This window comes from Pseudomonas sp. NPDC087612 (assembly GCF_044743505.1).
Taxonomy (GTDB): domain Bacteria; phylum Pseudomonadota; class Gammaproteobacteria; order Pseudomonadales; family Pseudomonadaceae; genus Aquipseudomonas.
Genome location: NZ_JBIUWO010000001.1, coordinates 365,070 through 379,075, shown reverse-complemented (window position 1 = coordinate 379,075; position 14,006 = coordinate 365,070). Strand labels below are relative to the sequence as shown.

Sequence of the window (14,006 nt, the reverse complement as noted above, 5' to 3'; positions counted from 1 at the left end):
TGTACCTTTGCGCCTCGTTTATTGTGCTGGTTTTGGTGGGTTTGTTGTTGGTTTTGAGCGTGGGGGGGGGGTCCCTCCTGCGGGGTCAAGCCCGCTCCTACGGGATGTGCAGGAGCGGGCTTGACCCGCGATGAGGCCAGTACAGTCAATACACAGAAGGCCCAGACGAGCCCACTACCACATCCCCCTTGAACTTACCCGCCAACCCCTGCAAGCCCTTCATCAACACCGTGGTATCGACCCCCACCGCGACGAAGCCTGCGCCCAGTTCCAGGTAGCGCCGCGCCAGGCCCTCATCGGCACTGAGAATCCCCGCCGCCTTGCCGGCCTTCTGAATTTGCACGATCGCCTGTTCAATCGCCGCCTGCACCTCGGGGTGCCCGGGGTTGCCGCGATAGCCCATGGAGGCACTCAAGTCCGCCGGCCCGATGAACACCCCGTCAACGCCCTCGACCGCCGCAATCGCATCAAGGTTGCGCAGCCCTTCAAGGCTTTCGATCTGCACCAGCAGGCACATCTGCTCATCGGCCTGGTCGAGGTAGCCGGGGATGCTGTTCCAGCGCGAGGCCCGCGCCAGGGCGCTGCCGACGCCACGCACGCCCTTGGGCGGGTAGTGCATGGCGCGCACCAGTTCGCGGGCCTGCCCGGCGCTTTCGACCATCGGCACCAGCAGGGTTTGTGCGCCGATATCCAGCACCTGCTTGATCAGCGCGGTGTCGCCGATCACCGGGCGGATGATCGCCTGGGCCGGGTAGGGGGCGATGGCCTGCAACTGGCCGAGCATGCCGCGCAGGTCGTTGGGCGCGTGTTCGCCGTCGATCAGCAGCCAGTCGAAACCGGCGTTGGCGGCAAGCTCGGCACAGTACGGCTCGGCCAGGCCAAGCCACAGGCCGATTTGCGCCTCGCCGCGTTGCAGGCGTTGTTTGAAGCGGTTGACGGGTATGTCCATGGGCAATTCCTCAAACGAAACGGCAGGCAATCGAACCGAGCATGTCGTAGTCGACATGGAAGGTATCGCCGGGGTTGGCCGCCACCGGGCGGGTGAAGGAGCCGCCGAGGATGATCTGCCCGGCTTCAAGGGTGACGTCGTACGGCGCCAGCTTGTTGGCCAGCCAGGCGACGCCCTTGGCCGGGTGGTTGAGCACCGCCGCCGAAACCCCGGACTCTTCGATCACGCCGTTGCGGTAGAGCACCGCCGGCACCTTGCGCAGGTCGATATCGCCCGGACGCACCGCACGCCCGCCCATGACCACGCCGGCGTTGGCGGCGTTGTCGGAGATGGTGTCGAAGACCTTGCGGGTGGCCTGGGTCTGCGGGTCGATCTGCTGGATGCGCGCATCGATGATCTCCAGCGCCGGGATTACCCACTCGGTGGCATCGAGCACGTCGAACAGGGTCACGTTCGGGCCCTTGAGCGGCTTGCCGAGGACGAATGCCAGCTCCACCTCGACCCGCGGCACGATAAAGCGCTCGAAGGGGATGTCGCTGCCTTCGTCGAAGAACATGTCATCGAGCAGCGCGCCGTAGTCCGGTTCGGTGATGTTCGACGACACCTGCATGGCCCGCGAGGTCAGGCCGATTTTGTGGCCGACCAGCTTGCGCCCGCCCTCGATTTTTTGTGCGACCCAGGCGCGCTGGATGGAGTAGGCGTCCTCGATGCTGATGCCCGGGTGCTCCAGGGAGAACTGCCGCACCTGTTCGCGGCTGCGTTCGGCGCGCTCGAGCTGGGCGGCGGCGTGCAGGATCTGGCTGTGGTCAAGCATGGCGAAATCTCTTACTGAGGGTTGACGATGGCAGCCTTGGTGCGCAGCACCAGCAAGCCGCCGAGGGTGATGAACAGCGCCAGTACGTACAGGGCCAGGCTGGCGCTCTGGGTGGTGTCGCGCATCCAGCCGATCAGGTACGGGGCGAGGAACGAGGCGATGCTGCCGAACGAGCTGATCAGGGCGATACCGGCGGCCTGGGTGGTGTTCGACAGGAATGCCGGCGGCAGTTGCCAGAACATCGGCAAGGCAGCGCTGGCGCCCATGCCGGCGATGATCAGGCCGCCCAGCACCATCACCGGGTTGCCGGGTGCCAGGCCGGCCACGGCGATGCCGGTGGCCGACATCAGCAGCGGCACGCACAGGTGCCAGCGGCGTTCACGCTGACGGTCGGAGGAACGGCCACAGGCGATCATGAAGAAGCACCCGGCCAGGTACGGCACGGCGCTCAACAGCCCGACGCGGCCATCGCTGCCGATGCCGGCGCCGTGGATCAGGGTCGGCATCCAGAATGCCAGGGTGTTGACCGCCAGCATCACCGCAAAGTACACCGCCACCAGCAGCCAGACCTGGCTGTCACGCAGGATGCCGGCAAACGAGGTGATGGATTTGCGCTGCTCTTCCTGGTTCAGTTGCTCGCGCAGTTGCTGCTTTTCAGTGCCGTTCAGCCAGCTGACACTCTCGAAGCTATCGGGCAGGCACTTGAGCACCACCAGGCCGAGCAACACCACCGGCGCGCCTTCGATCAGGAACATCCACTGCCAGCCACGCAGGCCGGCGGCGTCGTGGAACAGCTCGAGGATGCCGCCCGACAGCGGCCCGCCGACCACCCCGGCCATCGGCACGGCGATGGCGAACAGCGCGGTGATCTGCCCACGACGGCGGGCCGGGTACCAGCGGTTGAGGTAAACCAGGATGCCGGGGAAGAAGCCGGCTTCAGCGACGCCGAGCAAAAAGCGCAGGACATAGAAGCCCGAGGCCGATTCGACCCAGAGCATGCTGGTCGACAGCGTGCCCCAGACCACCATCAGGGTAGCGATCCAGCGCCGTGGGCCGACGCGGTCCAGGGCCATGTTGCTGGGTACGCCGAACAGCGCGTAGGCAATGAAGAACAGCCCGGCACCAAAGCCGTAGACCGTGTCGCTGAAGTGCAGGTCGCTGCTCATCTGCATCTTGGCAAAACCAATGTTGATGCGGTCCAGGTGAGCGAACAGGTAGCAAATCAGCAGCAGCGGCATCAGCCGCCAGGTGATCTTGCTGTGGGTCGAGTCATGTTGGGCAAGGGCAGCGTGTTGGGCAGTATTGGCTGTGCTCATGATCTTGTACTTTTTGTCAGAGGGCCGTTGGGGAGGGCGGGTGGCTGTGGTTCAGCCCGCCTGGTTTTGCAAAAAGGCGTGAACGTTGTTCTGTTTGAAATTCAGCTGCGGGTGCAGCTCGATCATCTCGAACGACAGCGCCAGCAGGCGTTGGCTTTGCAGCTCGGCAAAGTGCGCGGTGATCACCGCGAACAGCGCCTCGGCGACCTCGGTGCGGGTTTGCAGATCGCGGCCGTGGCCGACCTTGAGGGTCATGTGGACGAAGGCGTAGTCGTGCTTGCCATCGGCCATGCGCCAGCTGTCCAGGCGCACGCCACGGCTGCGGATGCCGCCCAGGGGGAACACGCCGCTGGCGCCCAGGCTGGCGTGGACCTTGGCGAACAGGCCGGGCAGGTCGGCCTGTTGCTCAATGTTGTCGGTGTACTCAATGATGAAATGCGGCATGAAGATCTCCGTTTGAACGGCGGCAAGCGGCAAGCTACAAGCGGCAAGAGCGCGTGCTCTTCGCTTGCAGCTTGTGGCTTGAAGCTTGTGGCTGCTGCCTTCGCGCTACAGCGGGAAGATGGCGTTGATTTGCCCGGTGCCGGAGCTGCCGAACGGCTCGGTCAGGACCTCGACCGGCTTGTTGTAGTCGGCACCGCCAAGCAGGCCCAGGAGCATCGCCGTGTCGTGCATGCCGCCTTCGCCGTAGCAGTGGTTGGCGTAGTCCGGGAGCATCGCGCAGAACTCCTTGAAGCGGCCCTGCTTCCACAGCTCGACCACGCGCAGGTCCATCTGCTTGTCGAATTCGCGGGTCCAGTTGTGGATGTTGGCTTCGGCGTTGCGGTCATCGGAAAAACGGTGCGACAGCGAACCGGAGGCCAGCACCAGCACTTTGCGGTCGCTCTTTTCGATGGCCCGGCGCACCGCGGCGCCGAAGGCGAAGCTGTCTTCCAGGCGGTGCCAGGCGCACCAGGCGGCAATCGACACGACCTTGAGCTTGTGCTCGTCGGGCACGTCCATGTGCATGTAGCGCATCGGCACCAGGGTGCCGTATTCAAGCTCAAGGCTTGGGATGTTGTGGGCCAGGGTGCGCACGTCGGCGGCGTTGGCTTCAAGGCCGATCAGCTCGCCCAGTTGCGGGCAGCCGGGGTACTCGAAGTCCATGTTCTTGATGAAGTGCGGCAGCTCGTTGCTGGTGTAGGTGCCCTTGAAGTGTTCGCCACAGTTGATGTGGTAGCCGCTGTTGACCAGCCAGTGGACGTCGAACACCACGGCGGTGTCGGCGCCCAGTTCGCGGGCGCGGCGGCCGATTTCCTTGTGCCCGGCGATCGCCGCCTCGCGGCAGCCATGATGCTTGCCGGGCAGTTCGGACAGGTACATCGAGGGTACGTGGCAGACTTTGGCTGCCAGGACGACTTCGCCCATGATGGAACTCCTGGAAATTGTTGTTCTTGTGTGCTGTCAGTGCCATCGCTATCGCCGGCAAGCCGGCTCCCACAGGTATTGAGGCAGCCCTGTGGGAGCTGGCTTGCCAGCGATGACGTCAGACGCCCCAGCGCGGAATGTGATGACTGCCCATCGAGATACACACGTTCTTGATCTCGGCAAACACCTCGAAGCTGTACTGCCCGCCCTCACGGCCGGTGCCTGAACCCTTGACCCCGCCGAACGGCTGGCGCAGGTCGCGCACGTTCTGGCTGTTGATGAACACCATGCCGGCCTCGATGCCGCGGGCCAGACGATGCGCCTTGCCGATGTCCTGCGTCCAGATGTACGAGGCCAGGCCATACTCGGTGTCGTTGGCCAGTCGCAGCGCCTCGGCTTCGTCCTTGAAGGGGATCAAACACACCACCGGGCCGAAGATTTCTTCCTGGGCGATGCGCATGTTGTTGTTCACGTCGGCAAACACCGTCGGCTGAATGAACTGCCCGCGGGCCAGGTGCGCCGGCAGGTTGGCCGGGCGCTCAAGGCCGCCAGCGAGCAGGGTCGCGCCTTCTTCGATGCCGATCTTGATGTAACCGGTGACCTTGTCATAGTGGGCCTGAGTGATCATCGAGCCTACCTGGGTTTGCGGGTCTTGCGGGTCGCCGACGATCAGGCGCTTGGCCCGCGCGGCAAACTCGGCGACGAACTGCGGGTAGACGCTCTGCTGGATGAAGATACGGCTGCCGGCGGTGCAGCGCTCGCCATTGAGCGAGAAGATGGTGAACAGCGCCGCATCCAGGGCGCGCTCAAGGTCGGCGTCTTCAAAAATCAGCACCGGCGACTTGCCGCCCAGCTCCATGGAGTACTTCTTCAGGCCCGCAGTCTGCATGATCTTCTTGCCGGTGGCGGTGCCACCGGTAAAGGAGATGGCACGCACGTCGGGGTGGCGTACCAGGGCGTCGCCAGCGGTGGCGCCGTAGCCCTGGATGACGTTGAGCACGCCGTTGGGGATGCCGGCTTCCACCGCCAGGCGCCCCAGTTCGTTGGCGGTCAGCGGCGACAGTTCGCTCATCTTCAGCACTGCGGTGTTGCCCAGGGCCAGGCACGGTGCGGTCTTCCAGGTGGCGGTCATGAATGGCACGTTCCACGGCGACACCAGCCCGCACACGCCCACCGGCTGGTACAGGGTGTAGTTGAGCATCTGGTCGTCGACCGGGTAGGTATGGCCGTCCATGCGTGTGCAGACTTCGGCGAAAAAGTCGAAGTTATGCGAGGCCCGCGGGATCAGCACGTTCTTGGTCTGGTGGATCGGCAAACCGGTGTCGAGGGTTTCAAGCTCAGCCAGGTGCGGCACGTTCTGCTCGATCAGCTCGCCGAGCTTGCGCATCAGCCGCGCGCGCTCCTTGGCCGGGGTGTTGGCCCATTTCGGGAACGCCTCTTTCGCTGCCGCTACCGCCTGGGCCACTTCTTCGGCGCCGCCGCTGGCGACTTCGCCAATGGCCTCGCCGGTGGCCGGGTTGTAGTTGACGAACACGTCTTTGCTTTCGACCTCACGGCCGTTGATCCAGTGTTTGATCATGCTGCTCATGCCTCTTGGCGGTTGAGGGCGAAGAACTCGGCTTCGCTGACAATACGGTTGACCAGGCGCCCGACGCCTTCGACTTCGACCACCACTTCATCGCCCGGCACCACGTCGGCCAGGCCTTCAGGGGTGCCGGTGGCGATCATGTCGCCCGGCTGTAGGGTCATGAAGCTGGACAGGTATTCGATCAGGTAGGGGATGTCGAAAATCATGTCCTTGGTGCTGCCTTGCTGCTTGAGCTCACCGTTGATCCAGGTGCGCAAGGTCAGGTTGGAAGCATCCGGCACATCGGCGACATCGACGATCCACGGCCCGACCGGGGTGGTGGCGTCGCGGTTCTTCACCCGCAGGTTGGGCCGGTAGTAGTTCTCCAGGTAATCGCGAATCGCGTAGTCGTTGCACACCGTGTAGCCGGCCAGGTACTCCAGCGCATCCTCGCGCTTGACGTTGCGCGCAGGCTTGCCGATCACTGCCACCAGTTCGCACTCATAGTGCATGTAGGCGACGTTGTCCGGGCGCCAGCTGACCTGGTTGTGGCCGGTGTAGGTGCCCACCGATTTGACGAACGCCAGCGGTTCAGTGGGCGGTGTGAAGGCAAGCTCGGCGGCGTGGTCGGCGTAGTTCAGGCCCAGGGCGAACATATTGCCGGTGGCCGGTGGCAGCCACTCGACCTGCTGCTCGGCGAGCAAGCGGCCATCGGCCAGGCGCACGGCGTTGTCGGCCTCGACGGTGACGGTGTGGACTTCGCCCTGGTAACGGATACGTGCGTGTTTCATCAGCGCTTCTCCTGCGCGGCAACGATGCTGTTGGTCAGGCGCCCGAGGCCGCTGATCTCGACTTCAACCTGGTCCCCGGGCAGCACATCGACGCGGCCTTCGGGGGTGCCGGTAATCAGCACATCGCCTTCGTGCAGGGTCATGAATTCGCTGATCTCGGCGATCAGCTGGGCGACGCTGCGAACCATGTTGGCGGTGCTGTTGTGCTGGCGCAGGGCGCCGTTGACGAACAGCTTGATGCTCAGTTGCTGCGGGTCGGCGACCTGCGCGGCCGGCACCAGTTCAGGGCCCAGGGCGCAGAAACCGTCGCGGCACTTGGCCTTGACCGCCGGGCGGTAGTAGCTGTCTTCGGGCAGGCTGAATTCGTTGACGATGGTGTAGCCGGCGACATGGCTGAGGGCCTCGTCGACGCTGACCCGGGTGGCACGCTTGCCGATCACCACACCCAGGGCCGGGCCCGGTTGCAGGTGCTCGATGCCTTGCGGGTAGACCACCGGCTGGCCATGGCCATTGCGGGTGTTGGGGGTCTTGATGAACAGCACCGGCTTGACCGGTGGCTTTTGATAGGGCGGCTGTTCGAATTCGGCGAGACGCTGGTCAAGCAGGCCCTGGTAGTTCAGCGCAACGCCGAACAAGGTACCGCTGGCAGCATCGTGCAAGGCACGGCTCATGGGGTTCTCCTGGCTGGGGCAGGGGCAGGGTCCCTGCTCGAATAATTGTTAATGTGTTAACGTTATAATTAAGATGTTAACGAAATGCAAGCGGCTTGCAGCAGGAGTAAGCTGGCCGCATAACAACAAGCGTGAGCAGGGCCATGCGCGAGCAACAACCAATCCCCAACATCAACATCGGCCAGGTCTACGATCAGCGCTACAGTGATGCCGAGGTGCACTACGACAAGCTCGGCAACCTCGCCGGGTTTTTCGGCCGCAATATGCCGGTGCACCGCCATGACCGGTTTTTCCAGGTGCATTACGTCAAAAGCGGCACGGTGCGGGTGTACCTGGACGACCAGCAGTACGTCGAATCGGGGCCGATGTTTTTCCTTACGCCACCGACCATCCCGCATTCCTTCGTAACCGAACCCGATGCCGACGGCCATGTGCTGACCGTGCGCCAGCAACTGGTCTGGCAGCTACTTGAAGCCGATCCCGGGTTGGCGCCGGGGCCGCAGGTGGCGCCGGCCTGTGTGGCCTTGAGCGGCCTGGAACCAAGCTACGCCGCCGAGGCGCGGCGCCTGGCGCTGCTGTTCGATGAGCTGCACAGTGAAATCAACGCCAGCGCCGCCGGGCGCGGGGCGGCGCTGGAAAGCCTGACGCGGCTGATCATGACCAGCCTGCTGCGCCTGTGCGCGCGCTCGCTGCCGGCGCGGCAAACCCGTCATGAAGACTTGCAGGTGTTTCATCGTTTCAATGAACTGATCGAGGCCCACTACCTTGAGCACTGGCCGCTGGCGCGCTATGCCCAGGGCATCGGCGTCACCGAAGCGCGGCTCAACGAAGTGTGCCGGCGCATCGCCGACCTGCCGTCCAAGCGCCTGATTCTCGAACGCCTGATGCAGGAAGCACGGCGCCTGCTGCTGTACACCGGCAGCTCGGCCAACGAGATCTGCTACCGCCTGGGCTTCAAGGACCCGGCGTACTTCAGCCGGTTCTTTTTGCGCTATGCGCAGCTGACGCCGGGGGAGTACCGGCAGCGTCAGGCTGGATTGCGCTAGGCCTGGCCGCGCAGCCAGAGGTTGTCGAAACGCCAGGTGCTGAACAGTGTCTGCTCGGCTGCGGCGCCGCCGACCTGGCGCGAAAACGCATCGAGCAGATTCACATAGCCCCAGATCAGCAAGCCGCCGCGCTCATACTGAATCTGCTGGGCCTGGTGCACCAGCGCGCTGCGCTTGGCCAGGTCCGGCTGGGCCATGGCCTGGAGGAACAGTTCGCTGAACTGCGGGTCGTTGAAGTGGGTCTTGTTGGCCACGGCGAAGGGCGCATCGATGTGCATGGCGCTGGCCAGAAACGGCGCGCCGATGGTGCCGCCAGTGCTCAGTTGCCACTGGTCGTGCTGCGGGCCGTCGAAGGTGGCCTGGTCGACCTGGCGCACCTTGAGGTTCACACCGATGGCCTTGGCCTGTTCGGCGAACACCAGCGCCGAGGCCAGGGCCGGGCCGCTGGTGGTCACCAGCTCGACTTGCAACTGCGCGTAGCCGGCTTCGCGCAGCAATTGCGCCGCCCGTTGCGGGTCATGGGGGCGCGGGCCGAGGCTGTGGTTGAAGGTCGGGTCATCAGGTGCGTACAGGTCGTTGGCCACCCGGCCCTGGCCGTTCAAGGCACGGCGCACCAGCTCCGGGCGGTCGGCGAGGAGGCGAAACGCCTCGCGCACCTTGGGGTTGTCGAACGGCGGTTTGCTGGTGTTCATCTCGAACGACAACCAGTTGCCGCTGACCGAAGTCACCAGTTGCAGGCGCGGGTCGCGTTCGATGATCTGCAGCTGCTCGCTGGGCAGGCCGTTGGCCATGTCGATCTGCCCGGCGCGCAAGGCCGCCAGGCGCGAGACCTGGTCTTTGAAGTCGATGATCTCCAGTTCGTCGGCGTAGGGTTTGCCGTCCTTGTAGTAGTTCTCGAAGCGGCTGAACACCGAGCGCTGGCCGGGGCTAAAGCTTTTCAGCTTGTACGGCCCGGCACCCACCGGGTTGGTCACCGGGTGGTAATCGACCGGGACGATGCCGCCGAAGTTGACCCAGGTTTCGGCCAGCGGCAGGTAGCTGCGCCCGTCCTTGAAGCGGATGCGCACGGTGCGCGCGTCGAGTTTCTCCAGATTGTCGCGATCGACCCAGTGCAGCAGCGCGGCGTAAGGCGACGCCAGTTGCGGGTCGGTCAGGCGGCGAATGGAAAAGATCAGGTCGTCGGCATCGATGCTCTTGCCGTTGTGAAACTCAAGGCCCTGACGCAGGCGCACGGTCCAGCTGCTGGCGTCGGCGCTGGCTTCGGCTTCTTCAGCCAGGGCCAGGCGTGGCTGCATCTGCTCGTCCCATTCCCACAGCTTGCTGTACAGGGCAAAGCCGCGGACGATGCCGCTGCCGATCGGCTTGTGGGCATCGAGGTTGCCGACCTGGCCGCCGGCCAGCACGCCCAGGCGCAGGCGCCCGCCATGGCGCGGCTGGTCGCTGGCCGGGCTGCTGGCGGCCGGTGCGTCAGGGCCGCAGCCGCTGAGCAGCAGGCCGCCGCCCAGCGCCAGGCTGTAGCCGAGAAAGCGTCGGCGCTGCTGATCGAAAAGGTCCATGGCCTCAGGCTCCTGCTGCACGCAGGGCTGGCGCCTGGGTGTCGATGCGCTTGAGCGGCGCCCGTTCGCCGCGAAAGTGCGGGAGGATGTGCTCGCCCAGGCGGTAGGCTTCTTCCAGGTGCGGGTAGCCGGCGAGGAAGAACAGGTCGATGCCCAGCGCGTTGTACTCGCGAATCCGCGCCACCACGTTGGCGTAGCTGCCGACCAGCGCCAGGCCCGGCGGAATGCCGATATAGCCGAAGCCGGCCCAGACGTTGGGGTAGATGAAAAAGTCGTCGAACGGCCGGGCTTCGTCCTTGGCCGCGTACTCGTTTTCGTAACTGAGCTTGCGCGCGGTGCGCAGCCCGGCATGGGCGGCCACAGCCTTGACCGCACCTTTGGCCACGCCTTCGTCGAAGAAGCGCTTGGCCTCGGCCAATGCCTGGGCTTCGGTCTCGCGGGTAATCACATCGATCGACAGGCCGAAGCGGATATTGCTGCGGCCATGCTTGAGCGCGCGCTCGCGAATGTCGGCTATCAGCGTGCGGATCTCGTCCGGGTGCTCGGCGCGCATCAAGTAGAAGTCGGCGTGGCGGGCGGCGAATTCCCGCGCGGCGATCGACGAGCCGGCGGTGCAGATCAGCGGCAACTCGGCCTTTTTCTGCGGGCCGCGCAGGCCGCCGCCTTCGGCCTTGTAGAAGCGCCCCTGGTAGTGGAAGTTCTCCGAGTGCCAGTAACCCTTGACCACGTCCATGAACTCGGTGGCGCGCTCGTAACGTTCATCGTGGTCGCTGAAGTCGCCAACCTGGCGCTGCACGCTATCCGAGCCGCCATTGATGATGTTCCACACCAGGCGGTTGCCGCTGGCGCGCTGGTAGGTCGCCGCTTGCTGCACCGCGATCCAGGGCGTGTAGTGGTAGGGCTGGAAGGCGGTGACGTAGCTCAACGTGCGGGTTTCGCGGGCCAGCAGCGAGCACACTGTCCAGGGCTCTTCGCCGGACGGCGCGTTGACCATCAGCGCGCCGCCGAAGCCGTTGATTTCGGCGGCGCGGGCGATCTGCCCGAGGTAGTCGATGTAGGTGAAGTGATCACCCACGGCAAAGTTCGATACGGCGCCGGTGCTGTCGCCGCCGGCATGCCAGTCGCCGCGGTTGCGCGGATCGCCAGGGAGGAACTGGGTTTCGCCGTGCAAGGGCAGGCGGGTGAAGAATTCAATGCTCACGGTCAGCGTCCTTATTGCACGGTGGGGTTGCAGAGGGGGGCGATGGGCTGGTCGTTGAACACCTTGCGGGCAAACGGCAGCGAGTCCTTGAGCGAGGCGTTGACCGTCTCGCTGTGGCCCAGCCCCTTGTACAGGTGGCCTTCGACGATCGAGCCGGTCTTGCAGGCGTCCTGCATCAGCGCCACCTGGGTGGCAGCCGCCGGGGTCTTGTCTTCGGCGCCGGTGCCGATGAAGATCGGCTGGGCGAGTTTCAGGGTCGGGTAGGAGACTTGCGCCAGCCACGGCTTGAGCTGCTCGCCGTTGTTGGCCTTGCGGGTGTTGGCCGGGGTCAGGCCGGTGCCGAGCACATCGGCCACCAGCGACGACAGGCAAGTGCTGCGCGCTTGTTCGAACAGCGGCAGGGCCTTGTCGGTGTAGAAGTCGCGTGGGTCGATGCTCGGGTCGTACTGCTGCGCCGCCAGCAGGGTGTAGAAACCGTAGGCCAGCGAGGCGTCGACCTTGTCCTGGTCCTGTTCGCCGACGTTCTTGGCGCCGACGGTGTAGATCACCCCGGTGCCGACGCTGCCCTTCAGGCCCAGGTCCGGGGCATAGGTGGGCGCATAGGCGGCCGAGGCGAAGGCGCCGGCGCCGCCTTGGGACTGGCCGACCACCAGCACCTTGTTGGCCAGCCCCGGCACCCCGGCGATCACCGCGCGGGCGGCATCGAGGATGCCGTAGGCGGCCATGCGGTTGTTCAGCAGCGGATGGCCGCCGGGCACGCCCAGGCCCTGGTAGTCGGTGGCGACGATGGCGTAGCCCTCGTTGAGCCAGCGCGCCAGGTACTGCACGTCGCGGTACGAGCGCCCGGCCCAGGACGGCGCGCAGACATCCGCCACGCCCACCGTGCCATGGCCCCAGGTCACTACTGGCCAGCCGCCTGCCGGCGCCTGGCCTTTGGGGATGAACAGCGCGCCGGAGACCGCCACCGGGGTCTTGCCGTCGATGCCGTCGGTAGAGCTGTAGAGAATGCGCAGTTGCGAGGCGGCGCCAGGCAGGCTCAGGGTCTTTTCCAGCGGTTCGCTGCGCAGCAGTTTGCCCGGTTTGCCAGGGATCGCCTGGCTCCAGCTGTAGAACGCCGAGACCCGGCCATCGCCTTGCAGCGGGTCGGGCTTTGGCGCGAAGGTTTCTGCGGCCACGGCGCTGAGCGACAGGGCCAAAAGGCTCAGGCCAAAGGCGAAGGTTTTTTCCAGTTTCATCGAGAGGTCCTTGCACGGTGCGTTTGCCAGGCCTGAGCGAAATGCGTGCCAGGGCGCTGCAGGGCCCGGTTTTGCGGGGCCGAAATGCCTTCAAGGGCAATCCTGGCGGCGCGTCGATGCTGGCTGGCAGCCACGGGTTGCTGGGCGACTGCTGCTGTGGCAGCAGCCTCAAGTGCATATCTCTAATTGGAATATTTAAATACTAATTAATAATTATTTGTTCTAATTTGTTTCGGGCACTATGGCCCTGCGCTTTCACTGCCAGGAATGCACCATGTCGCTGATAACCCATCCCCATGCCCGGGAACTGACCAAATCCGTACGCGCCACCGTTCTGGTGTTCAAGGACCCGCGCTCCCAGGAACTGCTCAGCCGCATCGAACGCCTGGCGCCGAGTGAAGCCAACACCCTGATCATCGGCGAGACCGGCACCGGCAAGGAGCTGGTCGCCCGCCATATCCATCAACTCAGCCGCCGCGGGCGCGAGCCGTTCGTGGCGGTCAACTGCGGCGCCTTCGCCGAAACCCTGGTCGAGAGCGAACTGTTCGGCCACGAGAAGGGCGCCTTTACCGGTGCCACCAACAGCAAGGCCGGTTGGTTCGAAGCGGCCAATGGCGGCACGCTGTTCCTCGATGAAATCGGCGACCTGCCGTTGAACATGCAGGTGAAATTGTTGCGCGTGCTGCAGGAGCGCGAAGTGGTGCGCCTCGGTTCGCGCACACCGATCCCGATCAACGTGCGCCTGGTGGCGGCGACCAACGTCAACCTTGCCGATGCGGTGGTGGCCGGGCATTTTCGTGAAGACCTGTTCTACCGCCTGCACGTGGCAACCATCCGCCTGCCGCCGCTGCGCGAACGGCCTGGGGATATCCTGCCGCTGGCTGAGTTTTTCCTTGAAGAGCACTGCCAGCGCCTGGGTTACAGCCGCGCCAGCCTGAGCCTGGAAAGCGAACGCAAGCTGCTCTCGCACAGCTGGCCGGGCAACATCCGCGAGCTGGAAAACGCCATTCACCATGCGCTGCTGGTGTGCCGGCAACAAGTGGTGCAGCCGGCCGACCTGCACCTGGTGGACATGCGCTCGGTGGGCATCCGCCAGGAAGAACACAGCCAGCCGCTGCGTATCGCCAGCGAGCCGCCAAGCCTTGAAGCGGCGCTGACGGCGCTGTTCGAGCAGAACATCCCGGACTTGTACGAGCATATCGAGCAGACGGTGTTTCGCAGCGCGTACCGCTTCTGCCATGGCAATCAGTTGCAGACCGGGCGCTTGCTGAATATCAGCCGCAACATCGTGCGGGCGCGGCTGGAGAAGATTGGCGAGTTGAAGCGCACGGACAGTGTTGCCCTTTAAGGCCTCATCGCTGGCAAGCCAGCTCCCACAGGGTCCGGTGCATACAGTCCCTGTGGGAGCTGGCTTGCCAGCGATGAGGTCAGCGCAATTCGAGCATCTGATCCG

13 protein-coding genes are annotated in these 14,006 nt (G+C 64.8%); 2 read left to right on the top strand and 11 right to left on the bottom strand.

Annotated elements, in window-relative coordinates:
- Positions 1 to 145 precede the first annotated feature (145 nt).
- The 8 genes from hpaI to ACIOVF_RS01515 all read right to left on the bottom strand — a co-directional run bounded on the left by hpaI (position 146) and on the right by ACIOVF_RS01515 (position 7,515).
- Positions 146 to 949: a 4-hydroxy-2-oxoheptanedioate aldolase gene (gene hpaI / locus ACIOVF_RS01550; protein ID WP_401286910.1), complete on the bottom strand. Its 804-nt coding sequence runs from the start codon at positions 947 to 949 to the stop codon at positions 146 to 148.
- 10 nt (positions 950 to 959) lie between these two features.
- Complete coding sequence (hpaH, locus tag ACIOVF_RS01545) at positions 960 to 1,763, bottom strand: 2-oxo-hept-4-ene-1,7-dioate hydratase (RefSeq protein WP_401286907.1); 804 nt, start codon at positions 1,761 to 1,763, stop codon at positions 960 to 962.
- Between the two features lie 11 nt (positions 1,764 to 1,774).
- Positions 1,775 to 3,079, bottom strand: coding sequence for an MFS transporter (locus tag ACIOVF_RS01540; protein ID WP_093381700.1), 1,305 nt, complete (start codon positions 3,077 to 3,079; stop codon positions 1,775 to 1,777).
- Positions 3,080 to 3,130: 51 nt separating this feature from the next.
- Positions 3,131 to 3,523, bottom strand: a complete 393-nt coding sequence (locus ACIOVF_RS01535) for a 5-carboxymethyl-2-hydroxymuconate Delta-isomerase (RefSeq protein WP_045194041.1) — start codon at positions 3,521 to 3,523, stop codon at positions 3,131 to 3,133.
- Positions 3,524 to 3,628: 105 nt separating this feature from the next.
- Positions 3,629 to 4,486: a 3,4-dihydroxyphenylacetate 2,3-dioxygenase gene (gene hpaD, locus ACIOVF_RS01530; protein WP_123566362.1), complete on the bottom strand. Its 858-nt coding sequence runs from the start codon at positions 4,484 to 4,486 to the stop codon at positions 3,629 to 3,631.
- Between the two features lie 118 nt (positions 4,487 to 4,604).
- Positions 4,605 to 6,065 carry a 5-carboxymethyl-2-hydroxymuconate semialdehyde dehydrogenase gene (gene hpaE / locus ACIOVF_RS01525; protein WP_045195632.1) on the bottom strand — a complete coding sequence of 487 codons (1,461 nt, stop codon included), beginning with the start codon at positions 6,063 to 6,065 and terminating at the stop codon, positions 4,605 to 4,607.
- Between the two features lie 5 nt (positions 6,066 to 6,070).
- Positions 6,071 to 6,844 carry a fumarylacetoacetate hydrolase family protein gene (locus ACIOVF_RS01520; protein ID WP_401286902.1) on the bottom strand — a complete coding sequence of 258 codons (774 nt, stop codon included), beginning with the start codon at positions 6,842 to 6,844 and terminating at the stop codon, positions 6,071 to 6,073.
- Entirely contained in the window at positions 6,844 to 7,515 is a 672-nt protein-coding gene (locus tag ACIOVF_RS01515) for a fumarylacetoacetate hydrolase family protein (protein ID WP_045194038.1), read from the bottom strand. The genes ACIOVF_RS01520 and ACIOVF_RS01515 overlap by 1 nt, the downstream gene beginning before the upstream one ends.
- Before the next feature lie 143 nt (positions 7,516 to 7,658).
- Here ACIOVF_RS01515 and hpaA point away from each other — a divergent pair, with 143 nt between their 5' ends.
- The gene (gene hpaA, locus ACIOVF_RS01510) at positions 7,659 to 8,561 is read left to right on the top strand and encodes a 4-hydroxyphenylacetate catabolism regulatory protein HpaA (protein WP_045194037.1); all 903 of its coding nucleotides are present in this window, start codon (positions 7,659 to 7,661) and stop codon (positions 8,559 to 8,561) included.
- Here hpaA and ACIOVF_RS01505 read toward each other — a convergent pair.
- Genes ACIOVF_RS01505 through ACIOVF_RS01495 form a run of 3 tightly spaced genes read right to left on the bottom strand, consistent with a single transcriptional unit; the run spans position 8,558 to position 12,553 of the window.
- The gene (locus tag ACIOVF_RS01505) at positions 8,558 to 10,117 is read right to left on the bottom strand and encodes an ABC transporter substrate-binding protein (protein WP_401286897.1); all 1,560 of its coding nucleotides are present in this window, start codon (positions 10,115 to 10,117) and stop codon (positions 8,558 to 8,560) included. The two genes, hpaA and ACIOVF_RS01505, sit on opposite strands and share 4 nt — an antisense overlap.
- Positions 10,118 to 10,121: 4 nt before the next feature.
- Positions 10,122 to 11,318 carry an LLM class flavin-dependent oxidoreductase gene (locus ACIOVF_RS01500; RefSeq protein WP_401286894.1) on the bottom strand — a complete coding sequence of 399 codons (1,197 nt, stop codon included), beginning with the start codon at positions 11,316 to 11,318 and terminating at the stop codon, positions 10,122 to 10,124.
- Between the two features lie 11 nt (positions 11,319 to 11,329).
- Complete coding sequence (locus tag ACIOVF_RS01495; protein ID WP_195884407.1) at positions 11,330 to 12,553, bottom strand: lipase family protein; 1,224 nt, start codon at positions 12,551 to 12,553, stop codon at positions 11,330 to 11,332.
- Between the two features lie 274 nt (positions 12,554 to 12,827).
- Between ACIOVF_RS01495 and ACIOVF_RS01490 the strand changes: the two genes are divergently transcribed.
- Positions 12,828 to 13,901 (top strand): sigma-54 interaction domain-containing protein, encoded by a 1,074-nt coding sequence (locus tag ACIOVF_RS01490; RefSeq protein ID WP_401286890.1) that lies wholly within the window; start codon positions 12,828 to 12,830, stop codon positions 13,899 to 13,901.
- Positions 13,902 to 14,006 lie beyond the last annotated feature (105 nt).